The organism is Brevundimonas sp. (assembly GCF_036405315.1).
Classification (GTDB): domain Bacteria; phylum Pseudomonadota; class Alphaproteobacteria; order Caulobacterales; family Caulobacteraceae; genus Brevundimonas.
In genome coordinates this window covers 1-20,557 of record NZ_DASWXW010000181.1, presented here as the reverse complement: position 1 = coordinate 20,557, position 20,557 = coordinate 1, and the positions used below count along the sequence as shown (strand labels likewise).

Here is a 20,557-nt window from a genome sequence, read left to right as displayed (position 1 = left end):
CCCGCGCCTCGTCCCGACAGACGCCGATGGAGGCCCTGACCAAGTCCGTCCTGCGCACCGCCGGCTCGACCATCACCCGCGAACTGCTGCGCGGCGTGCTGGGGAGCCTGAAGCGGCGGTAGGAACGCGGTCCGCCAACTTAACCTGGCGCATTGGGAGGTACTTCGTGAACATCCATGTCCGCAGAGCCCGACCAGACGAATCCGAGCGGCTTACCGTCCTGGCCATGAAAGCCAAGGCCTCCTGGGGCTACGACGACGCCTTCATGGAGATGTGCCGCGCCGAGCTCGCCCTTACGCCGGAGAAGTTGCGAGCCTGGACGGTCTGGGTGGCGGAATGCGCGGGCGAACTGGCGGGCATGATTGCCCTGGCAGGCGATGCTCCTGACGCCGAGCTTGAGGACTTCATGGTGGAGCCGAACTTCCAGAGGCAGGGGGTAGGCGCTGCGCTGATGGAGGTGTTCATGGACGAATGCCGATTGCGTGGCTTCAAGCGCGTGTGCCTCGACGCCGATCCTAACGCTGAGTCCATCTATCAAAAGCTCGGCTTCACCACGATCAGCCTCTCGCCGTCACGATCAATCCCCGGCCGTAGCCTGCCCCGGATGGCCAAGGCGCTCTGATCTTCGGGCATGTCCGTATCGGATCGAATGAAAACGCGCGTCTCGCCTCACCCCTTCGGCGTCAGCCGCCACATCCGCAGCGGATGGCGCACCGCCCCCGCCTCCTGACCCGCCGCGTCGCCGCGACCGATGTAGAGGTCGGCGCGGACGGGGCCGCGGATGGCCGAGCCGGTGTCGAGCGCCATGACCAGGCCGCGATAGCTGGCGCGGGCGCCGATCAGATTGCCCCCGTCGGCCTCGATCCAGACCGCATCGCCATAGGTCCAGCGCGAGGGATCCACCGCCACCGAACGGCGGGCGGGCAGGGGGACGCCGGCGGCGCCGGTCGCCTCCTTGCCGTCGTCGGGGCTGACCCCGAAGAAGATGTAACGCGGATTCAGGGCCATGACCGCGCGCGCCTCGGCCCCGCGATGGGCCGACAGCCATCCGCGAATGGCGTCGCCCGAGGTTCCGTTGGCGGGCAGCAGGCCGCGCTCGGCCATGGACCGGGCGATGCCGACGAAGGGCTTGCCGTTGTCGGCGGCGTAGGCGGCGCGCAGGCGGGCCCCGTCCGGGAAGGTCAGGGTCCCCGAGCCCTGGATCTGCAGGAAGAAGAGATCCTCGGCCCGCATCCAGGCCAGGGCGGTCGACCGGGCCGAGCCCGCCTCGATGGCGGCGCGGTCGCCCACCTCGGCCAGGTTGGCCGGGCGGCTGAGCACCGGGGCGTCGAACTCGGCGTCCGGCGTGCGGCGGGCCGGATATTCCGGCGCGAAATAGGCGGTCAGCAGACCGGCGCGGCCGTCGTCGGTGCGGGCCTCGCTGGCGACGAAATTCGCCTCGAGGAAGGCGCGGGCGTCGCTGGGCGACGGACGCCGAGCGGCCAGGTCGCGCGCGCGGCGGCAGACGGCCTCAGCCGCTTCGCCCCTGACCGGGCCGCAGCCGGCGACATAGGCGTCAAAGGCCGCCAGATGGTTTTCCTCGCCCCAGCCCGGCAGGGCGCTGAGGCTCAGACCCTCGACCGAATCCGGCGGCGACGCCGGACCCGGTCCGGGGCCTGTCGGCGTCGTCATCGGGGGGGCGACCGGAGGGGGCGCCGAGGCGCAGGCCGCCGCGAACAGCAGAAGCGACAGGACGCCGATCCTGCTGACGCCCGACCGAGCAAGCGGCGAGGCGTGCGGCGCGGCGGCGGCGCGCATCAGGCGCTGGCCGGCTCGACCCGGGCCAGGGCCCAGTTGGGATCGGCGGCGCCCAGGGCGCGCTCGAAGGTCCACAGTTCGGCGGTGCGACGTTCGTCGGTCACGGCCTCGCCCTCGGCGGGGGTCACGATGCTGCGCATCTCGGCCAGGAAGCGGACCTTGGCGACGGCGCGGTCGTCCTTGACCGTGGCCAGTTCCAGGTCGGCGCGGGGCGGGTGCAGGAACTCGGCCTGTTCGCGCTCGCCGCGGGCTTCACGGGCGGCGATGCCGGCCTCGAACGAGGTCATGACCGAGGGCGTCAGCAGGGGGCGCAGGGCCTCGCGGTCGCCCGAGGCGTAGCCGCGCACGATGGTCTCATAGGCCTGACGCGCGCCCTCCAGGAAACGGGCGGGATCGAAGGCCGGGTCGCGGGCCTTCAGGCCGGCGACGGCGGCGGCGGTGGCGGCGTCCAGGCTCGGCGTCAGCGCCGCCGCGGCCCCGACGGCGGGCGCGGCCTGGGGCAGGCGCGCGTCTTCCTGAGGCTGGCGGCCGACCCTCTTGCCCAGCACGTTGTAGAGCATGAACAGCAGCACCGCGGCGACGATGGCGAACATGACGATCTGGAATTGCACGGGCACGGGCTTCACCTGATTGGCGCGCGCCCAAGGGGAACCAAGACGATTTGGCGGGCGCGCATCTGTTATGGTGAGGATTAGGGGGCGATCCCGCCGGGCGCAAGGCGAGGGGGCTCCAGAACGCGGGTCTCGCCGTTGCGGCCAATAGCCTCGCCGTGGTAGTCGCGAGCCCTTCACCCCGGGCCCGGAGCGGTCCGGCGTCCCTTGTTTTCAGACTGACGGCTTTCCTTCATGACCGACGCCACCGCCCCCGCCGACACCGCCGCCAACGGCCAGACCGAGCCGATGGAAGGCCAGGGCCAGCCCGCCGGTCCCGGTTTCCGCATCCTGGCGCAATACGTCCGCGACCTGTCCTTCGAAAACCCGCGCGCGCCGGAAAGCCTGCGCATCGAGGGCAAGCCCGCCATCGACATGGGCGTGGAAATGAACGCCGCCGGCCGCCCGGACGGCCTGTTCGAGCTGGACCTCAAGCTGTCGGTCAAGGCCACGGGCGAGGACAAGAACGCGGTGTTTCACGTGGAACTCGTCTACGGCGGCCTGTTCGCGCTTCAGGGCGTCGCCCCGCAGGACATCGAGCCCATGCTGCTGATCGAGTGCCCGCGCTATCTCTTCCCCTTCGCCCGTCAGGTCATCGCCCAGGCCACCTCGGACGGCGGCTTCTACCCGCCCTTCATGGTCGACCCGATCGACTTCGCCGCCATCTACGTCGCCCGTCAGCAGCAGATCGCCAGCGGTCCGGCCGACGCCGGCCAGGCATGATTTAAGAAGACCGCTATCGCGAGGCGCGCGGCGCCTCGCTGCTTGAGCGGAAGATTGGGGGCGTCCGAAGGGGCGCCCCCTTTTTCATTTGAGGTGCGGGGCTCTAGGCCGCCGCCTCGTCCCTGGCTTCGACCTCGACGATCACGCCGTAACCCGCCCACAGGCTGTGGTCCTTCAGCGTCGATTTCAGGAAGGCCAGATGCGCCGCCTGTTCGACCTCGGTCGAGCGGTAGGGCAGGGGATTGGGCCGGGCGCCGTGGCTGACCTTGGCCGCCGCCGCCATCGCTTGCGGGCTGCGGGCGCTCGTCAGATCCAGCGCCCGTTCCTTGCCGCCGCGCAGCTCCAGATAGACCTCGGCCAGCAGACGGGAGTCGATCAGGGCCCCGTGCAGGGTCCGATCGACCAGAGAGATCTTGAACCGCTTGCACAGGGCGTCCAGCGAGTTCGGCATGCCCGGAAACCGCTTCTGCGCCAGCTGAAGCGTGTCGATCCACCGTTCCTGCTCCGGCGGCTTCTGACCGATGCGGCTGTATTCGAAGTCGATGAAGTTGCGGTCGAAGTTGGCGTTGTGCGCGATCAGGGGCGCGTCGCCGATGAACTCCAGCAGGTCGGCGGCGATCTCGTGGAACTTGGGCGCGTCCTTGACGTGGTCGTCGGTGATGCCGTGGACCCGGATGGCGTCCGGCGGGATCAGGCGCTCGGGATTAACCAGGCGATGGAAGGTCCGGCCCGTCGGCAGCAGGTCGTGGATCTCGATGCAGCCGACCTCGATCAGGCGGTCGCCCGTCCTGGGGTCGAAGCCTGTGGTTTCGGTGTCGAGAACGATTTCGCGGGCCATGCCTCCTTAATGGGGCAAGCCGCGCCCTGACGAAAGAGCCGGCTCAGCCCTGGCGCGGCGGCGTCCACGACGGATCGAGGACTGTCCCCACGATTTGGCGCACCTGATCGCGCGCCGCCTCCAGCCCGCGGCCCGTATCAACCAGGAAGTCGGCGCGACGACGCTTTTCGGCGTCGGGCGTCTGGCGGGCCAGGATGGCGTCCAGCCGCTCGCGCGTCATGCCAGGGCGGGCCAGGACCCGCGCCGACTGAACCTCGGGATCAGCCGTGACCACGACCACGGCGTCCACCGCCGCATCGCCGCCGGTCTCGAACAGCAGGGGGATGTCGAGCACGGCCAGAGCGACGCCCCGCGCCTCGGCCGCCGCCAGATCATCGGCGCGGCCCTGCGCCACCAGGGGATGGACGATCCGCTCCAGTCGACGAAAGGCGTCTTCGTCGCGGCCCAGGGCTTCGGCCAGTCGCGCACGGTCCACGGCGCCCGCGACCACCACGCCGGGAAAGGCCTCGCCCACAGGCCCGACCGCCGCCCCGCCGACGGCGTAAAGATCATGCACCGCCGCGTCGGCGTTCCAGACCAGGGCGCCTGCGTCGGCGAACATCTGGGCCGTGGTCGACTTGCCCATGCCGATCGAGCCGGTCAGGCCGAGGACGATCACGCCGTTTCTCCCAGGTGAGCCAGCAGCAGGGCGCGCAGGTCCAGCGGCGGGGGCGGACGCCGGAACAGAGCCGTGAACGAGGGCGCCGCCTGGCCGATCAGCATGGCCAGGCCGTCCACCGTGGTCAGGCCGCGGGCGCGCGCCGCCGCCAGGAAGGGGGTGACGACCGGCTTGTAGGTCATGTCCATGACCACCGCGGTCGGCTTCAGCGCCGACAGGTCGATGGTCGGCTGAACGCTGAGGGCGTTGACGACCAGATCAGCCGAGGCCAGGGCGGCTTCGTCGGCGACGCTGACGGCCGGCCCCAGATCGGCGGCCAGGGCCTCGGCCCGGTCACGCGATCGGTTGAGGATGCGGATGCTCGCCCCCGCCTCGATCAGGGCGCCCGCGCCGGCGCGCGCCGCGCCGCCCGCGCCCAGCATGACCACGACGGCGCCCTTCAGCTTCAGATCCGGCGCCTGTTCGGCCAGGGCAACGAGGACGCCCACGCCGTCCGAACTGTCGGCCAGGACGCGGCCCTCGTCGAAGACCAGTATGTTGGCCGAGCCCGTCGCCTTGGCGGCGGCGCTGGCCTCGTCGGCCAGGGCGAAGGCCTGTTCCTTGAAGGGGGCGGTGACGTTCAGCCCCTGCACCAGACCGGCGCGGCCGGCGGCGACCAGGGCGTCGAACCCGGCGGCGTCCTTCGGCGCGAACGGCATATAGGCGCCGTCGATGTTCCCGGCCTCCAGCCAGGCGTTGTGAATGACCGGACTGAGCGAATGCGCCACCGGCTGACCGGCGACGCCCGCCAGCAGGGCGGCGCCGGTGATGCGGTTGGAGCGGGTAGGGAAGGGGCTCACGACAGGATCACTCCGGCGCGGCGCAGCTCGGCCAGCACCGGCCACAGCGGCAGGCCGAGGACGGTGAAGTAGTCGCCCTCGACCGCCTCGAACAGCTGGGAGCCCAGGCCCTCCAGCCTATAGGAGCCGACGCAGGCCAGCAGGGCCTCGCCCTCGGCCGCCAGATAGGCGTCGAGGAAGGCGTCGGAGAATTCGCGCATCCTCATCTCGACCGTGTCCACGCCCGACCAGACCACCTGGCCGTTGCGCGCCAGGGCCGCGCCGGAATGCAGTTGATGGGTGCGACCGCGCATGGCGATCAGACGCTCGCGCGCCGCCGCCAGGGTCGGCGCCTTGGAGATCAAGCCGCCGTCGAAGGCCAGGGTCTGATCGGCGCCCAGGACCCAGGCCTCGGCGTCATGACGCGACACGGCCAGGGCCTTGGCCCGCGCCAGCTCGACCGCCAGTTCGACCGGATCGACGCCCGGCGTCTTCAGAGCCTCCTCATCGACATCGGCGACCTGCACCGTGAAGGGCACGCCCGCGTCGGTCAGGACGGCGCGGCGCGCCGCGCTCTTGGAGGCCAGGATCAGCCGTTCGCCGTCGTTCTTCACCAGACTGTCCCCACGCGATGCGTCCGCCGCTCGCTCAGAAGGTTGATAATGGCCGCGGCGGTCTCCTCGACCGAACGGCGGGTCACGTCGATGGTCGGCCAGCCGCGCCGCTCGAAGGCGCGCCGCGCCTTGACCGTCTCCTCGCGCACGGCGTCGTGGTCGACGTAATCCGAGGCGTGGTGGGCGTTGAGCCCCTCCAGGCGGTTGCGGCGGATCTGCACCAGCCGGTCGGGCGACACCGTCAGGCCCACGACCAGAGGGTTCTTCAACTGGGTCAGCCGCTCGCCGTCCTCCTGACCGGGCACCAGGGGCACGTTGGCGGCGCGGATGCCGCGGTTGGCCAGATAGATGCAGGTCGGGGTCTTGGACGTCCGGCTGACGCCGCACAGGACCACGTCGGCGTGCTCCAGCTGATCCAGCGTGCCCTGGCCGTCGTCGTGGGCGATGGCGAAATCCAGGGCGCCGATTCGGTTGAAATAGCCGTGATCCAGCGCGTGCTGGGCCCCGACGCGGGTCGAGATATTGGCGCCGAGATAACCGGACAGGGCGCCCACCAGTGGGTCCAGCGCCCCGATCTGCGGCGTCTGCAACCGCCGGCAGCCCTCCTCCAGCTGTTCGCGCAGTTCGCGATCGACCAGGGTGTGCAGCACCACGCCCGGCGCCCCCGCCACTTCCTCCAGCACCCGCTCCATCTGCTTGGGCGAGCGGACCAGGGCGTAGATGTGTTCGATGGGAATGACGCCGTCGAAACGGGCGATCACCGCCTTGGCCATGGCGTTCAGCGTCTCGCCGGTCGAATCCGAGACCAGATGAACATGGAAATAGGTGGCCAGACGCGACAGGCGGGCGGGGCTCATGGCTCTGATCGTCTCCTCATCCTTCGCGCCCGGACAACCTCGGACTCTGTCCCCCAAGCCTGTGCAAAAGCCGGGGCGCCGTTCGACATCGGCTGGGCGCCGACAGGGCGCCGATTGGGCGCCGAATCCTCTAGCAAGCTCAGACGCCGGTCGCGAGCGGGGATCGCGGGCGCCGATTGCCGAACGGCGCCTGGAGTCGTTCATACAGGCGCCGAATTTCTATCCTCACCAGGGGATAAGGCGCCTTGTCCAAATTTGGCGCCCGGCGCCTTTCCCACAACGGCGCCCAGATCGGACTCCCGTCACAGCGGACTCAGAGCGGGTTATCCCCGCAATCAACACACCATGACGGCGAGCGTCGGATTCGTTCGCCCGAAATCGGGGAGAAGTCTGTCAATCGTCGGGAGGATCGGATTCTATCCCCGCGTTCCAGCCCCCTGCTTCCATCCTCCAATTTCTTTCAATTCTTAAATCTGAATAGGGATTGAGGCTTGGGGGTGTGCATCCTAAAGCCCAAGGCATGAGCACTCCTCTTCTGATCCAGGCTCTCCAGGGCCAGACTACGACCCGTCCGCCCGTGTGGTTCATGCGTCAGGCCGGGCGCTACCTGCCGGAATACCGCGAGCTGCGGGCCAGGGCGCCGGACTTCATCGCCTTCTGCATGAACCCGGAGATGGCGGCCGAGGCGACGCTCCAACCGATGCGCCGGTTCGGCTTCGACGCCGCCATCGTCTTCGCCGACATCCTGCTGATCCCGGGCGCTCTGGGACAGAAGGTCTGGTTCGAAGCCGGCGAAGGTCCGCGCCTCGGCGCCCTGCCGTCGGTGGAGTCGATGCGGGAGCTGGCCTCCGGGGCGGGGGAGGCCCTGAAGTCGGTGGGCCAGACCCTCAGCCTGGTGCGCGCTGAACTGGACCCGTCCAAGGCCCTGATCGGATTCGCCGGGGCGCCGTGGACCGTGGCCACCTATATGCTGGACGGCGAGGCCCGCACGATTGGCAAGGGCGAGCGCGCTACGGCCCGGACCTACGCCTATGCCGAACCGGAAAAGGTCGCGGCCCTGCTGGAGGTTCTGGTCGAGTCCACCGCCCACTATCTGAAGATGCAGCAGGACGCCGGCGCCCAGGTGCTGAAGATCTTCGAGAGCTGGGCCGAGGGCTTGCCCGACGATCTGTTCAAAACCCTGGTCCTGAAGCCTCACCAGGCGCTTGTGGCCCGCGCCCGGGCCCTGGGGGTCACAGTGCCCATCATCGGCTTCCCAAGGGGCTCTGCGGCGCTTGCGGAGCGTTATGCGAGGGAGTGCGACGTCCAGGCCGTGGCGCTGGACACCGCTTGTCCTCTGGAGGTCGGCCGGCGGGTTCAGGCCATCAAGCCGATCCAGGGGGCGCTTGATCCCTTGTTGCTGCGGGCCGGCGGCGATGCGCTGGATCGTCGGGTCGATCAGTTGATGGAGGCCTGGGGGCAGGGGCCGTGGATCTTCAACCTGGGCCACGGCATTCTGCCGGACGTGCCCATCGCCCGTGTCGAACAGGTCCTGCGTCGGATCGGCGCCCAATGACCCAGACCGCCGAGAACAATCGCCCCAACCGGCGCGTGGCCGTGGTGCTGACCAATCTCGGCGGGCCCGACGGGCCGGACGCGGTCAAACCCTTCCTGTTCAACCTGTTCAACGACCCGGCCATCATCGACCTGCCGGGCATCGTCCGCACGCCTCTGGCCCGGCTGATCTCCTCGCGGCGCGAGAAGTCGGCCCAGGCCAACTATGCGCGGATGGGCGGAGGCTCGCCCCTGCTGCCCGAGACGCTGAAGCAGGCGGCGGCCCTGTCCGAAGCCCTGGCCGACGCGGCGCCGGGCGACGAGACCGAGGTCTTCATCGCCATGCGCTACTGGCATCCCCTGACCGAGGACACGGCCAAGGCGGTGGCCGAGTTCCAGCCCGATCATGTGGTTCTGCTGCCCCTCTATCCGCAGTTCTCGACCACGACGACAGCCTCGTCGCTCAAGGCCTGGCGCGAAGCCTATCGCGGTTCAGGCGAGCTTCACGCCGTCTGCTGCTACCCCGACGCCGAGGGGCTGATCGAGGCCCAGGTCCGCCTGATCCGCGAGACCATGGATCGCGCCGAAGGCCGGCCGGTGCGCGTGCTGTTTTCGGCCCACGGCATCCCGGAAAAGCTGGTCGCCGCCGGTGATCCCTATCAGGCCCAGGTCGAGGCCACGGTCGCCGCCGTCGTCGCCCGCATGGGCCTGAGCGACTGGGCTATCTGCTATCAGAGCCGGGTCGGGCCGCTGAAATGGCTGGGACCGTCGACGCCCGAGGCCATCGAACAGGCGGGCCGGGACGGGGTCGGCGCCGTGGTCGTGCCCATCGCCTTTGTGTCTGAGCATATCGAGACCCTGGTCGAGCTGGATCACGAATACGCCGAACTGGCCGAACAGGTTGGTTGCGCCCCCTATCTGCGCGCGCCCGCCGTGGGGGTGGAGCCGGCCTTCATCGCCGCCCTGGCCCAGGCCGTGGACGCCGCGCTGAAGACCAGCGGGGTCGCGCCGCAAGGGGCGTCGAAGGGTGGACCATGCGCCCGCTTGAAAGCCTGTCCCGGCGGTTGTTCAAAGGCGGCCTGATCGGCCGAGGGGGAGCCTCATGGACTATTACAACCTGGCCCGCGGGCTCCACATCCTGGCGGTGATCGCCTGGATGGCCGGCATGCTCTTCCTGCCGCGCCTGTTCGCCTATGACGCCGAGCAGAACGCCAAGCCCGAGCCCTTGCGCGGCGAAATGCAGGCCCTGCTGCGACTGTGGCAGACGCGGCTTTTGCGCATCATCATCAATCCGGCCATGATCCTGGCCTTCATCTTCGGCGGCTGGCTCTTGTGGCTGCGCAGCGGCGAGGGCGCCGACTGGTCCTTCGTCCATCAGCCCTGGATGGCGACCAAGCTGATCGGCGTCTTCCTGCTGGCCGCCTGGCATGGCTTCCTGGCCGGTCAGAGGAAGAAGATCGCCGCCGGCACGTCGAAGTACTCGGGTCGATTCTGGCGCATGACCAATGAGATTCCCTTCCTGCTGGCGATCGTCATGGTGCTGTCCGTGACGCTGGAGTGGACGTTCTAGGGGCGCTAATGCTCGCGACACGCTCGCTCGCTGTTTGAACGCGCGAAGCGCCAGGCCGCGTCGGGTCGAAACCCGTAGGGCGGCGCGAAGCAGTCAAGGCGGAGCCTTTTGACCGCGGCCAAAAAGAATGGCCTTGCTTGACGGCGCCACGGGTTTCGTGGTTCCGCTCATGGTGAACCGTCTGGCGTGATCCCATTGCGATCCGCAGGACGGTCCCTCTCTTGTCGCGACGCCTGCCGGATCGATCCTGCGGGAGCCCGTCGCCTTCCCTCTGGCCGCAAGGCCGCGACATCGACAGACGAACCGCCCTCGACGCGTCCTTGCGTCCGAGCGCGCGAGCGAGCACGCCATGACCGACACGCCCGAAAACAACGACCAGGCTCCGGAAGTCGTTGAAACTGTTGTAGAACGTCCGCGCAAGACGCTGACCCTGGGCGGCTCCAAGCCTGTCGAGCCCGCGCCGGAACCGGAAATCGAGATCGAAGCCGCCGCTGAAATCGTCAACGACGACACTGGCGTCGACACCACGGCCGACGACGAGGACGAGGACGGCGAGCCCATCGTCCCCAACGGCCGCATCACCCTGCAGGAACTGAACGAGAAGACGCCGGAAGACCTGGTCGCCTTCGCCGAAGGCCTGGACATCGAGAACGCCGGCAACCTGCGCAAGCAGGACCTGCTGTTCGCCATCCTGAAGACCCTGGCCGACGAAGAGGTCGAGATCATCGCCTCGGGCGTGCTGGAGATCCTGCCGGACGGCTTCGGCTTCCTGCGCAGCCCCGACGCCAACTACCTGCCGGGTCCGGACGACGTCTATGTCTCGCCGTCGCAGATCCGCCGCTTCGGCCTGCGTTCGGGCGACACGGTGCACGGCGCCGTGCGCGGCCCGCGTGAGGGCGAACGCTACTTCGCCCTGCTCAAGGTCGACACGATCAACTTCGAAGATCCGGAGATGGTCAAGACCAAGGTCCTGTTCGACAACCTGACGCCGCTCTATCCCGAAGAGCGCCTGCACATGGAGATCCAGGACCCGACGCTGAAGGACCGTTCGGGCCGGGTCATCGACATCGTCGCCCCGCTCGGCAAGGGCCAGCGCTGCCTGATCGTCGCCCCGCCGCGCGTCGGTAAGACGGTCATGCTGCAGAACATCGCCAAGTCGATCGAGAAGAACCACCCTGAGGTCTTCCTGATCGTCCTGCTGATCGACGAACGCCCGGAAGAAGTCACCGACATGCAGCGCACGGTGAAGGGCGAGGTCGTGGCCTCGACCTTCGACGAACCGGCCACCCGCCACGTCGCCGTGGCCGAAATGGTCATCGAAAAGGCCAAGCGTCTGGTCGAGCACAAGAAGGACGTGGTCATCCTGCTGGACTCCATCACCCGCCTCGGCCGCGCCTACAACGCCACCGTCCCGTCGTCGGGCAAGGTGCTGACGGGCGGCGTCGACGCCAACGCCCTGCAGCGGCCCAAGCGTTTCTTCGGCGCCGCGCGCAACGTGGAGCAAGGCGGTTCGCTGACCATCATCGCCACCGCCCTGATCGACACCGGCAGCCGCATGGACGAGGTCATCTTCGAAGAGTTCAAGGGCACGGGTAACTCGGAAATCGTGCTGGACCGCAAGGTGGCCGACAAGCGCATCTTCCCGGCCATCGACGTGCTCAAGTCCGGCACCCGCAAGGAAGACCTCATCACGCCGAAGGACCAGCTGGCCAAGACCTATGTCCTGCGCCGCATCCTCAACCCCATGGGCCCGCAGGACGCCATCGAGTTCCTGCTCGACAAGCTGCGCCAGTCCAAGAACAACGGCGACTTCTTCCAGTCCATGAACACATAATAGGGTCCCTGTCGCCTCGCACGCGGTGCGAGGCTGCTTGAGGGACGTTCTCTCAAGCAGCCGCACGCCGCGCGTGCGGCGGTAGAGAACCAAGAATGTGTTTCACGTGAAACACGCGAGGGCGTCATGAAGCTGAACATCGAGATCGACTGCACCCCGGCCGAGGCCCGCGCCTTCCTGGGCCTGCCGGACGTGACGGTCCTCAACGACCATCTGGTCGCCGAGATGCAAAAGCGGATGGACGCCAATATGGCGGCCATGCAGCCCGACGAGCTGATGAAGACCTGGACCAGCTTCGGGGTTCAGGCCCAGGACCAGTTCCGTCGCCTGATGGAAGCCGCCGTCACGGGCGCGCCCAAGGGCTGACGACTTGAGTTCCAATACCGACACCATCTTCGCCCTGGCCACTCCGCCGGGACGGGGCGCCATCGCCATCATCCGCCTGTCCGGGCCGGGCGTGGATGCGGCCCTGGCCGCGTTGGGGGCAGGGGAGCTGACGCCGCGTCTGGCCTCGCTGCGCACCCTGCGCCACGATGGCGAGACGGTGGACCAGGCCCTGGTCCTGCGCTTCCCGGGCCCCAACTCCTACACCGGCGAGGACTCGGCCGAACTGCATCTGCATGGCGGACGGGCGGTGATCGAGGCCGCCAGCCGCGCCCTGATCGCGCTGGACGTCCGGCCCGCCGAGCCCGGCGAGTTCACCCGTCGCGCCTTCCAGAACGGCCGCATGGACCTGGCCCAGGCCGAGGCCGTGGCCGATCTGATCGACGCGGAGACGAGCGCCCAGAAGGCGCAGGCCCTGGGCCAGCTGGACGGCGCGCTCAGCGCCGCCTACGCCGGTTTCCGCCGCGACCTGCTGAAAGCCCTGTCCCTGGTCGAGGCCGAGATCGACTTCCCCGACGAGGAAGTGCCCGACAATCTGGCCCGCACCGCTGGTCCGGTTCTGGACCAGCTGGCCGCCGATCTGCGTGCGGCCCTGGCCGATTCCGATCGGGGGAGGCGGGTGCGAGAAGGCTATCGCATCGTCCTGATCGGGGAGACCAACGCCGGCAAGTCGTCGCTGTTCAACGCCCTGACGGCGCGCGAGGCGGCCATCGTCACCCCCATCGCCGGCACCACGCGAGACGTGCTGGACGCCGAACTGATGATCGGCGGCTACGCCGTGACCCTGTCCGACACCGCCGGTCTGCGCGACAGCGACGACCTGGTCGAGGCCGAGGGCATCCGCCGCGCGCGGCTTCGGGCGCAGGAAGCGGACCTGCGCCTCTGGGTCCGCGCGCCAGAAGAAGGGCAGGGCGATGATCCCGCCGCCGCCTTTGCGCGGGCCGACGACCTGCAGATTCTGAACAAGGCTGACCTTGGCGCTGCAGCGCCCGCCGAAGGGCTCGAAGCCCTGACCGTCAGCACCGCCACTGGGCAGGGGCTGTCCGAACTGCACGACTGGATCGCCGCCCGTCTGGCCCGCGATCTGTCGGGCGCCGACTTCCCGGCGGTGACACGCGAGCGCCATCGCCGTCGTCTGGCCGAGGCCCTGACGGCGGTTGAGGCGGGGCGCCGCGCGCTCGACCTGGCGCCGGAAATGGCGGGCGATGATCTGCGCCGCGCCGCCGACGCCCTGGCCCGCGTGACCGGCGCCATCGGCGTCGAGGACATTCTCGGCGAGGTCTTCTCGACCTTCTGCATCGGCAAGTAGCCGCCAACCGCTGGTGTTTCACGTGAAACATCGGCGTCGTTCCAGTGGCGATTTGAGCCGGGATGGACTATGTCCTCGGCCATGAGTTCCTCCCCCTCCACGACCTTCGACGTCATCGTCATCGGCGGCGGTCACGCCGGCTGCGAGGCCGCCGCCGCCTCGGCGCGCGCCGGCGCCCGCACCCTGCTGCTGACCCAGAAGCTGGAAACCGTCGGCGAGATGAGCTGCAACCCGGCCATCGGCGGTCTGGGCAAGGGCCATCTGGTGCGCGAGATCGACGCCCTGGACGGCGTCATGGGCCGCCTGGCCGATGTCTCGGGCATCCAGTTCCGTCTGCTGAACCGCTCCAAGGGCGCCGCCGTGCGCGGCCCGCGCAGCCAGATCGACCGTCGCCTCTACCGCGAGGCCATGCAGGCCGAACTGGCCCAGACGCCGAACCTGACCCTGATGGCCGGCACGGCCGAGGCCCTGATCCTCAACGGCGACCGCGTCGTCGGCGTCACCACGGGCGAGGGGAGCGAGCTGCGCGCCGGGGCCGTGGTCCTGACGACGGGCACCTTCCTCAACGGCGTCATCCATCGCGGCGAGGAGCGCATCAACGCCGGTCGCTTCGGCGAGGCGCCTTCGGTCGGTCTGGCCGCTGACCTTTATGGCGCGGGCCTGATGATGGGGCGTCTGAAGACCGGCACGCCCGCGCGTCTGGACGGCCGCACCATCGCCTGGGACCGGCTGGAGATGCAGGCGGCCGACGAGGAGCCGGCGCCGTTCAGCTTCCTGACCGACAGGATCGAGGTGCCGCAGATCGCCTGCGGCATCACCCACACGACCGAGGAAACCCACCGCATCATCGCCGCGAACCTGGGCGAGAGCGCCGTCTACGGCGGCAGGCTTTCGGGGCGCGGCCCGCGCTACTGCCCCTCGATCGAGGACAAGGTGGTCCGCTTCGCCGACAAGACCAGTCATCAGGTCTTCCTCGAGCCCGAGGGTCTGGACGATCCGACCGTCTATCCCAACGGGATTTCGACCTCTGTGTCGGACGCCACGCAGATGGCCTTCCTGCGGACCATGCCCGGCCTGGAAGCCGTCGAGGTTTTCCGCTTCGGCTACGCCATCGAATACGACTATGTCGATCCGCGCGAACTGACCCCGGCGCTGGAGGTCAAGAAGCGGCCTGGTCTTTATCTGGCGGGCCAGATCAACGGCACGACCGGCTATGAGGAGGCGGGGGCGCAAGGCCTGATCGCCGGGTTGAACGCCGCCCGCGCCGCCGCCGGTTCGGACCCGATCATCCTCGGTCGCGATCAGGCCTATATCGGCGTCATGATCGACGACCTGGTGACGCGCGGCGTCACCGAACCCTATCGCATGTTCACCAGCCGGGCCGAGTATCGCCTGACGCTGCGCGCCGACAACGCCGACGTGCGGCTGACGGGACTGGGCGTCGCCGCGGGCGTCGTGGGGTCGGCGCGTGCGACGGTATGGCTGGATAAGGCCGCGCAGTTGGACCGGGCGAACCGTGTTTCACGTGAAACGCAGTTCACGCCCAAGGAGGCGGGCGCCCTGGGCCTCACCGTCAACGCCGACGGCCAGCGCCGCTCGATCCGCGACCTGCTGTCTTTCCCGAACGTGACCCTGGATCAGTTCGTCGCCGTCCGGCCCGAGATCGCCGACTGGTCGCCCGCCGTGCGCGAGCAGATCGAGATCGACGCCGTCTACGCCGGCTATCTGGACCGTCAGGCGTCCGAGGCCGAGGCCCTGCGCCGGGAGGAGGGCCTGTCCCTGCCCGAAGGCCTCGACTACGCCGTCATCGGCGGCCTGTCGAACGAGGTCCGTGAGAAGCTGATCCTGGTCCAGCCCCGCACCCTGGGGCAGGCGGGCCGGATCGAAGGCATGACGCCGGGCGCCCTGACGGCCCTGCTGGCCCATGTGAAGAAGGCGACGTCGCTCGCCGCAGAAGTCGAGACCATCGTCGCGTGAGCCTGGACCCCGTCGCCGCCTTCCGCGCCCACACCGGCGCCAGCGAAACCCAGATCGCCGATCTGACCGCCTTCCTCGCCATGTTGACCGAGGCCAATGAGGTGATGAACCTGGTCGGGCCGGATAGCATTCCCGACTTCTGGAACCGCCACGCCTGGGACAGCGCCCAGTTGCTGGCCCTGGCGCCCGAGGCCCTGACCTGGGCCGATCTGGGGGCCGGCGCCGGTTTCCCCGGCGTGGTCCTGGCCATCATGCTCAAGGACCGGCCCGAGGCTCATGTCTGGCTGATCGACAGCCTGGGCAAGCGGTGCCGCTTCCTGCAACAGGTGGTCGACGCCCTGGATCTGCCGGCCACCGTCATCAACGGCCGGGCCGAGGAACAGGATGTCGCGGTCGACATCGTCACCGCCCGCGCCGTGGCGCCGATGGAGAAACTGCTGGCTTATGCACAGCCTTACTTCCAGCACGGTGCACAAGGTCTGTTCCTGAAGGGGGAGAGGGCCGAAGCCGAGTTGAAAGAAGCGGCCAAGGTCTGGCAGTTTAAGAGCGACCTCTCCGTCTCGCGCAGCGACCCGCGCGGCCGCATTGTTTCTGTCCGGAGCCTTCGCCGTGTCCGCTGATCGCGAGAAACAGACTCGAGTCCTGGCCGTCTCCAACCAGAAGGGCGGGGTGGGCAAGACCACGACCGCCATCAACCTGGGCACGGCCCTGGCCGCCATCGGCGAGAAGGTGCTGATCGTCGACATGGACCCGCAGGGCAACGCCTCGACGGGTCTGGGTGTTCCACGTGAAACGCGCCGAGCGACGATCTATGACGTCATCGTCGACGGCCGCCCCATCGACCTGTCGGCGGTTGAAACCGCCGTGCCGGGCCTGTTCATCGTCCCCGCCGACGCCGACATGTCGGGCGTCGAGATCGAACTGAGCCAGGCCGACCGCCGATCCTATCGTCTGCGCGACGCCCTGGCGGCGCAGGGGGGCGAGGGTCATTCCCGGTATGACTACGTCCTGATCGACTGCCCCCCGTCGCTGAATCTGCTGACGCTGAACGCCATGGCCGCCGCCGATGCGGTCCTGGTGCCGCTGCAGTGCGAGTTCTTCGCCCTGGAGGGCCTGACCCAGCTGATGCGGACCATCGACATGGTCAAGCAAAGCCTCAACCCGGCGCTGGAGATCCAGGGCCTGGTCCTGACCATGTACGACCGCCGCAACGCCCTGTCGGGGCAGGTGGCGGCCGACGTGCGCGCCCACTTCGGCGACAAGGTCTACGACAGCGTCATCCCGCGCAACGTGCGGGTGTCGGAGGCGCCCTCCTTCGGCAAGCCGGTGCTGATCTATGATCTGAAATGCACCGGCAGCCAGGCCTATCTGAAGCTGGCGCGCGAGCTTGTGGCGCGTGAACGCCAGCGTCGTCAGGCGCTCGCCGCCTGATCGGCGGCTTTCCCGATTAAGTAGAACGGAATCAGCATCTTGTCCGAACGTCAACGTGGTCTGGGTCGCGGTCTGTCGGCCCTCTTGGGAGAAAACGTCGCCGAGAGCGCGCCGGTGGACGGCGGCGCTCAGCCGACGGGCGTGCGCGCCGTGCCGATCGAGAGCCTGAAGCCCAACCCCGACCAGCCCCGCAAATATTTCAGCGCCGAGAACCTGGAAGAGCTGACCGCCTCGATCCGCGACAAGGGCGTGTTGCAGCCCATCCTGGTTCGCCCCCAGCCGGGCGAGGACGGCATGTGGCAGATCATCGCCGGCGAACGTCGCTGGCGCGCGGCCCAGGCGGCGCGCCTCAAGGCCGTGCCGATCATCGAACGGGCCATGGACGACGTCGAGGTGATGGAGGTGGCCATCATCGAGAACGTCCAGCGCGCCGACCTGAATCCGGTCGAGGAGGCCTTGGCCTACGGCTCGCTGATGTCCCGCTTCGGCCGCACCCAGGACGCCCTGGCCGGCGTGGTCGGCAAGAGCCGCAGCCATGTGGCCAATACGATTCGCCTGCTGCAACTGCCCGAGAGCGTGCTGGATCATGTGATGGAGAACCGGCTCTCGGCCGGTCACGCCCGCGCCCTGATCACGGCCCCCAATCCCGAGGCCCTGGCCGAACAGGTCCTGGCCAAGGGTCTGAACGTGCGTCAGACCGAGGCCCTGGCCCGCCGAGCCGCCGAGGGCCCCAGGCCCTTGAAAGCCAAGCCGGTCCTGAGCGGCGAGGGCGCCGCGGACGTCGCCGCCCTGGAACAGGATCTGGCCGACGCCCTGGGCCTCAAGGTCCTGCTGACCGACAAGGGCGGCAAGGGCGAGATCACCATCAAGTACGGCACCCTGGAACAACTCGACGACCTGTGCCGCCGCCTGATGCGCGGCTGACGGGCCTTTCCGGCCGGGCCGTGCTAGGGTGCGGCCATGACTGAGCAAACCGACAAGACCAGCGCCACCGAAGCCCTGAAACGCGCCCTCGCGGCCAAGAAGGCCGGGATCCAGGCGGGACCGGCCGGGACCAAGGGCGGCGCGCGCGGCGCGGAGAAGGCGATGCGGCATCAGGCGGCGGCGGCGAATAAGCCCGCCTTCCGCAAGGCGTCGAAGCGGGGCTGATCTCTAGAAGGCCTCAAACAGGCCAAAGGCCGATAGGCCCACGCAGAAAGGCCTCAAGTAGCGCGAAGCGCGATAGGCCCCGCTTAAAGCCCGATCCGCCGCGCGCGGGCGGCGATTTCCAGCAGCAGGCGTTCGGCGATCAGGGCCTCGGGCAGGCCCGTGGTCTTGGTGGCGATATCGGCCGTGTTGACGCTGTCCTGCACCTCGTCGAGCAGGTCCAGCCGCCAGGCGCGGGCCTGGCGAAGGATCTCGGCCTCCTGTTTCCAGAAGACGCCGGCGGCCTTGGCGGCCTCCTTGGCGCCGGCGCCCGAGGCTTGCAGGACGTTGATGCGGCGCAGCTTTCCCAGGTGGAGGGCGGCCATGCGCACGGCCATGACGGCGCTTTCGCCCTCGGCCAGGGCGCGACGCAGGCCGGACTGGGCCGGGGCGGGGCGCCCGCCGAAGGCCTGCAGCGCGGCGTCGGACAGGGAGGCGTCGGGCTCTACGCCCAGATGCTCTTCCAGTTCGGGCGTGTCGATGGTGCGGCCCGAGCCGGGGCCGATGTAGAGGACCAGCCGCTCTATCTCCTGACGCATCAGGCCGCGCTCGCGGGGCAGGCGGGCGACGAAACGGTCCAGGGCGTCGCTGGTCAGGCCCACCTTGTCGGCGCCCAGGGCTTCGCGCGTCATGCGGGCCACGTCGCCGACCTCGTCCTCGTAGCAGGCGATGCCGACGGCGCCGGGCGACTTCTCGGCGGCCTTCCTCAGCGCGGATTCGCGGCCCAGGGCCCCGGCCTCGACCACCAACATGGCGTCGGGGTTGTAGCCGCCCTCGGCGTGGACGGTCAGGGCGGCGGCGATGGCCTTGTCGACGCTGGCCTTGCCGTCCGACAGGCGGATGCGCACCAGGCGACGCCCGCCGATCATGCTCAGCGCCGTCAGGGCCTCCTCCAGCTTGACCGCGTCGCCGTCGATGTCGGCCTCGGTCAGGAAGGTGACGTTGAACGGATCGTTCAGGTCGGGCGTGACGGCCTTGCACAGGGTCAGGGCGCGCTCGGACACGCCCGAGCGGTCCTTGCCGTGGATGACGGCGGCGCGGACGCCCGCGTCCGGCGCTTTCAGGAAGCGATCGACCTCGGGCCGCTTGGCCAGGATCACGCGTGCATTTCCTTCAGAACAGGCCTCACCGGCCCGCCAGGGCGCGCATCATGTCCAGTCGGATCAGACGCGCCAGATCGGCGGCGGCCCGATCTTCCCCGTCCTGCTGGGCGGCGATGGCGGCGTAGGGCTGGTCGGCGGCCGCATAGGTGGTGGTCGTGGTCTGCGAGCCCTTGATCGGCTCGCCGCCGCTGACCGGCGTCAGGGTCCAGTCGGCCTTGATCGTCAATTCATAGCGGCTGGCCGTGTCGTCGATGCGCCGGCCCAGGGGGCGGCGTTCCTGGCTCACCTCGGTCGTCAGACGATAGAGGGGCTGGGCCGAACCGTCGCGGCCGAAGGCGTCCTCCAGCTGCTCGCGCAGCCGGTAGCCCAGGCGGTTGTCGGGGGTGGCGACGGCGATGCGCGACAGGCCCGCGCCCACGCCTGTCTCGCCGTACATGGGCGTGAAGCCGCAGCCGGACAGCAGGGCCGCGCCGGCGACGGCGATCAGGACGAGGGCGCGAGGCATCAGCCGGCCACCAGATTGACGATACGGTCGGGCACCACGATCACCTTGCGGACGCTGAGGTTGTTGGCGGCAAGGTAGGCCTGAACCGTCGGATTGGCGAGAGCGGCGGCCTCGACCGTCGCATTGTCCGAGCCGCGCGGCAGGACGACCTCGCCGCGGCGCTTGCCGCCGATCTGGACGGGCAGGACGACCTCGTCGTCGGCGGCCAGGGCGGCGTCGAAGACGGGCCAGGGCGCGTCCAGGACCATGCCCGCCTCGCCCAGACGGGCCCAGCCTTCCTCGGCCAGGTGCGGGGTGAAGGGGGCGATCAGGCGGGCCAGGGTCGACAGGGCCGTCTTCCTGGCCTCGGCGCCGGCCTTGTCGTGCTGACGGATGGTCGCAAGGAAGGCGTAGAGCTTGGCGATGGCCGAGTTGAAGCGGAAGCCCTCGACGCCCTCGCTGACGGCCTTGATGGTCTTGTGCGTCTCACGGATCAGGCTGGCGTCCACGTCCGGGTTGGCCGGGGCGGCGGCGTCGAAGCCGTCGAACTCGGTCCAGACGCGCTGGACGAAGCGGCTGGCGCCCTCGACGCCGCCGGCCGACCACTGCACATCGCGCTCGGGCGGGCTGTCGGACAGGACAAAGAGGCGGCCGGCGTCGACGCCATAGGCCTCGATGATGTCCTGGGGCGCGACCACGTTCTTCTTGGACTTGGACATCTTCTCGATGTCGCCGATGGTCAGGGCGGCGCCGTTGGACAGGCGGGTGGCGACGCGCTGGCCGTCCACCGTC

The 20,557-nt window shown here is 69.1% G+C and carries 24 protein-coding genes; 14 read left to right on the top strand and 10 right to left on the bottom strand.

Features of this window, described 5'->3' with window-relative positions; all coding sequences use genetic code 11:
- Positions 1 to 122, top strand: a 122-nt coding sequence (locus tag VGE49_RS11400; RefSeq protein WP_331034672.1) for a helicase HerA-like domain-containing protein, incomplete at its 5' end; no start/stop codon positions are given.
- Positions 123 to 166: 44 nt separating this feature from the next.
- Positions 167 to 622 carry a GNAT family N-acetyltransferase gene (locus tag VGE49_RS11395; protein ID WP_331034668.1) on the top strand — a complete coding sequence of 152 codons (456 nt, stop codon included), beginning with the start codon at positions 167 to 169 and terminating at the stop codon, positions 620 to 622.
- A gap of 47 nt (positions 623 to 669) precedes the next feature.
- Here VGE49_RS11395 and VGE49_RS11390 read toward each other — a convergent pair whose 3' ends face one another.
- The gene (locus VGE49_RS11390; RefSeq protein ID WP_331034667.1) at positions 670 to 1,797 is read right to left on the bottom strand and encodes an MltA domain-containing protein; all 1,128 of its coding nucleotides are present in this window, start codon (positions 1,795 to 1,797) and stop codon (positions 670 to 672) included.
- A complete protein-coding gene (gene timA, locus VGE49_RS11385) occupies positions 1,797 to 2,408 on the bottom strand; it encodes a TIM44-related membrane protein TimA (protein WP_331034671.1) in 612 nt (203 codons plus the stop codon). The genes VGE49_RS11390 and timA overlap by 1 nt, the downstream gene beginning before the upstream one ends.
- 234 nt (positions 2,409 to 2,642) lie before the next feature.
- On the opposite strand from timA, the gene secB reads away from it, so the two are divergent.
- A complete protein-coding gene (gene secB / locus VGE49_RS11380; RefSeq protein ID WP_414643644.1) occupies positions 2,643 to 3,170 on the top strand; it encodes a protein-export chaperone SecB in 528 nt (175 codons plus the stop codon).
- A gap of 103 nt (positions 3,171 to 3,273) precedes the next feature.
- On the opposite strand, the gene dnaQ is transcribed toward secB, so the two are convergent.
- The 5 genes from dnaQ to VGE49_RS11355 are packed head-to-tail and all read right to left on the bottom strand — an operon-like array spanning position 3,274 to position 6,955.
- Positions 3,274 to 4,008, bottom strand: coding sequence for a DNA polymerase III subunit epsilon (dnaQ, locus tag VGE49_RS11375; protein WP_331034666.1), 735 nt, complete (start codon positions 4,006 to 4,008; stop codon positions 3,274 to 3,276).
- Between the two features lie 43 nt (positions 4,009 to 4,051).
- Positions 4,052 to 4,666, bottom strand: a complete 615-nt coding sequence (gene coaE, locus VGE49_RS11370) for a dephospho-CoA kinase (protein ID WP_331034665.1) — start codon at positions 4,664 to 4,666, stop codon at positions 4,052 to 4,054.
- A complete protein-coding gene (locus tag VGE49_RS11365; RefSeq protein WP_331034664.1) occupies positions 4,663 to 5,505 on the bottom strand; it encodes a shikimate dehydrogenase family protein in 843 nt (280 codons plus the stop codon). Before VGE49_RS11365 ends, coaE begins: the two co-directional genes overlap by 4 nt.
- Positions 5,502 to 6,101: a Maf family protein gene (locus VGE49_RS11360; RefSeq protein WP_331034669.1), complete on the bottom strand. Its 600-nt coding sequence runs from the start codon at positions 6,099 to 6,101 to the stop codon at positions 5,502 to 5,504. The genes VGE49_RS11365 and VGE49_RS11360 overlap by 4 nt, the downstream gene beginning before the upstream one ends.
- The gene (locus VGE49_RS11355; protein WP_331034663.1) at positions 6,095 to 6,955 is read right to left on the bottom strand and encodes a pyruvate, water dikinase regulatory protein; all 861 of its coding nucleotides are present in this window, start codon (positions 6,953 to 6,955) and stop codon (positions 6,095 to 6,097) included. Before VGE49_RS11355 ends, VGE49_RS11360 begins: the two co-directional genes overlap by 7 nt.
- 520 nt (positions 6,956 to 7,475) lie before the next feature.
- On the opposite strand from VGE49_RS11355, the gene hemE reads away from it, so the two are divergent.
- From hemE to VGE49_RS11300, 11 genes are all read left to right on the top strand, one after another.
- Positions 7,476 to 8,510 carry a uroporphyrinogen decarboxylase gene (gene hemE, locus VGE49_RS11350; protein ID WP_331034662.1) on the top strand — a complete coding sequence of 345 codons (1,035 nt, stop codon included), beginning with the start codon at positions 7,476 to 7,478 and terminating at the stop codon, positions 8,508 to 8,510.
- A complete protein-coding gene (gene hemH / locus VGE49_RS11345; protein WP_331034661.1) occupies positions 8,507 to 9,571 on the top strand; it encodes a ferrochelatase in 1,065 nt (354 codons plus the stop codon). Before hemE ends, hemH begins: the two co-directional genes overlap by 4 nt.
- Positions 9,572 to 9,590: 19 nt before the next feature.
- A complete protein-coding gene (locus VGE49_RS11340) occupies positions 9,591 to 10,058 on the top strand; it encodes a CopD family protein (RefSeq protein ID WP_331034660.1) in 468 nt (155 codons plus the stop codon).
- Between the two features lie 349 nt (positions 10,059 to 10,407).
- Positions 10,408 to 11,892: a transcription termination factor Rho gene (rho, locus tag VGE49_RS11335; RefSeq protein ID WP_331034659.1), complete on the top strand. Its 1,485-nt coding sequence runs from the start codon at positions 10,408 to 10,410 to the stop codon at positions 11,890 to 11,892.
- Positions 11,893 to 12,018: 126 nt separating this feature from the next.
- Entirely contained in the window at positions 12,019 to 12,258 is a 240-nt protein-coding gene (locus tag VGE49_RS11330; RefSeq protein ID WP_331034658.1) for a DUF6489 family protein, read from the top strand.
- Between the two features lie 4 nt (positions 12,259 to 12,262).
- The gene (mnmE, locus tag VGE49_RS11325) at positions 12,263 to 13,585 is read left to right on the top strand and encodes a tRNA uridine-5-carboxymethylaminomethyl(34) synthesis GTPase MnmE (protein WP_331034657.1); all 1,323 of its coding nucleotides are present in this window, start codon (positions 12,263 to 12,265) and stop codon (positions 13,583 to 13,585) included.
- 81 nt (positions 13,586 to 13,666) lie between these two features.
- Positions 13,667 to 15,562: a tRNA uridine-5-carboxymethylaminomethyl(34) synthesis enzyme MnmG gene (gene mnmG / locus VGE49_RS11320; protein ID WP_331034656.1), complete on the top strand. Its 1,896-nt coding sequence runs from the start codon at positions 13,667 to 13,669 to the stop codon at positions 15,560 to 15,562.
- Positions 15,559 to 16,182 carry a 16S rRNA (guanine(527)-N(7))-methyltransferase RsmG gene (gene rsmG, locus VGE49_RS11315; protein WP_331034655.1) on the top strand — a complete coding sequence of 208 codons (624 nt, stop codon included), beginning with the start codon at positions 15,559 to 15,561 and terminating at the stop codon, positions 16,180 to 16,182. The genes mnmG and rsmG overlap by 4 nt, the downstream gene beginning before the upstream one ends.
- Positions 16,172 to 16,993, top strand: coding sequence for a ParA family protein (locus tag VGE49_RS11310; protein WP_296176465.1), 822 nt, complete (start codon positions 16,172 to 16,174; stop codon positions 16,991 to 16,993). The genes rsmG and VGE49_RS11310 overlap by 11 nt, the downstream gene beginning before the upstream one ends.
- Positions 16,994 to 17,032: 39 nt before the next feature.
- Positions 17,033 to 17,917, top strand: a complete 885-nt coding sequence (locus VGE49_RS11305) for a ParB/RepB/Spo0J family partition protein (protein WP_331034654.1) — start codon at positions 17,033 to 17,035, stop codon at positions 17,915 to 17,917.
- A gap of 36 nt (positions 17,918 to 17,953) precedes the next feature.
- Positions 17,954 to 18,142: a hypothetical protein gene (locus VGE49_RS11300; RefSeq protein ID WP_331034653.1), complete on the top strand. Its 189-nt coding sequence runs from the start codon at positions 17,954 to 17,956 to the stop codon at positions 18,140 to 18,142.
- 83 nt (positions 18,143 to 18,225) lie between these two features.
- Here the strand turns inward: VGE49_RS11300 and holA are convergent, their stop codons facing one another.
- The 3 genes from holA to VGE49_RS11285 form a co-directional block, all read right to left on the bottom strand.
- Entirely contained in the window at positions 18,226 to 19,278 is a 1,053-nt protein-coding gene (holA, locus tag VGE49_RS11295) for a DNA polymerase III subunit delta (protein ID WP_331034652.1), read from the bottom strand.
- A 25-nt stretch (positions 19,279 to 19,303) separates the two neighbouring features.
- The gene (lptE, locus tag VGE49_RS11290) at positions 19,304 to 19,786 is read right to left on the bottom strand and encodes an LPS assembly lipoprotein LptE (RefSeq protein WP_331034651.1); all 483 of its coding nucleotides are present in this window, start codon (positions 19,784 to 19,786) and stop codon (positions 19,304 to 19,306) included.
- The coding region (locus tag VGE49_RS11285) for a class I tRNA ligase family protein (protein WP_331034650.1) at positions 19,786 to 20,557 on the bottom strand (772 nt) is incomplete at its 5' end. The genes VGE49_RS11285 and lptE, both read right to left, overlap by 1 nt.

Excerpts from the sequence above, each read along its gene's own strand:
- dnaQ (WP_331034666.1), bottom strand. The coding sequence starts at position 4,008 with ATGGCCCGCGAAATCGTTCTCGACACCGAAACCACAGGCTTCGACCCC.
- mnmG (WP_331034656.1), top strand. The coding sequence starts at position 13,667 with ATGAGTTCCTCCCCCTCCACGACCTTCGACGTCATCGTCATCGGCGGC.
- VGE49_RS11300 (WP_331034653.1), top strand. The coding sequence starts at position 17,954 with ATGACTGAGCAAACCGACAAGACCAGCGCCACCGAAGCCCTGAAACGC.
- hemE (WP_331034662.1), top strand. The coding sequence starts at position 7,476 with ATGAGCACTCCTCTTCTGATCCAGGCTCTCCAGGGCCAGACTACGACC.
- VGE49_RS11390 (WP_331034667.1), bottom strand. The coding sequence starts at position 1,797 with ATGCGCGCCGCCGCCGCGCCGCACGCCTCGCCGCTTGCTCGGTCGGGC.
- VGE49_RS11330 (WP_331034658.1), top strand. The coding sequence starts at position 12,019 with ATGAAGCTGAACATCGAGATCGACTGCACCCCGGCCGAGGCCCGCGCC.
- lptE (WP_331034651.1), bottom strand. The coding sequence starts at position 19,786 with ATGCCTCGCGCCCTCGTCCTGATCGCCGTCGCCGGCGCGGCCCTGCTG.
- rho (WP_331034659.1), top strand. The coding sequence starts at position 10,408 with ATGACCGACACGCCCGAAAACAACGACCAGGCTCCGGAAGTCGTTGAA.
- VGE49_RS11340 (WP_331034660.1), top strand. The coding sequence starts at position 9,591 with ATGGACTATTACAACCTGGCCCGCGGGCTCCACATCCTGGCGGTGATC.
- secB (WP_414643644.1), top strand. The coding sequence starts at position 2,643 with ATGACCGACGCCACCGCCCCCGCCGACACCGCCGCCAACGGCCAGACC.
- VGE49_RS11355 (WP_331034663.1), bottom strand. The coding sequence starts at position 6,955 with ATGAGCCCCGCCCGCCTGTCGCGTCTGGCCACCTATTTCCATGTTCAT.
- hemH (WP_331034661.1), top strand. The coding sequence starts at position 8,507 with ATGACCCAGACCGCCGAGAACAATCGCCCCAACCGGCGCGTGGCCGTG.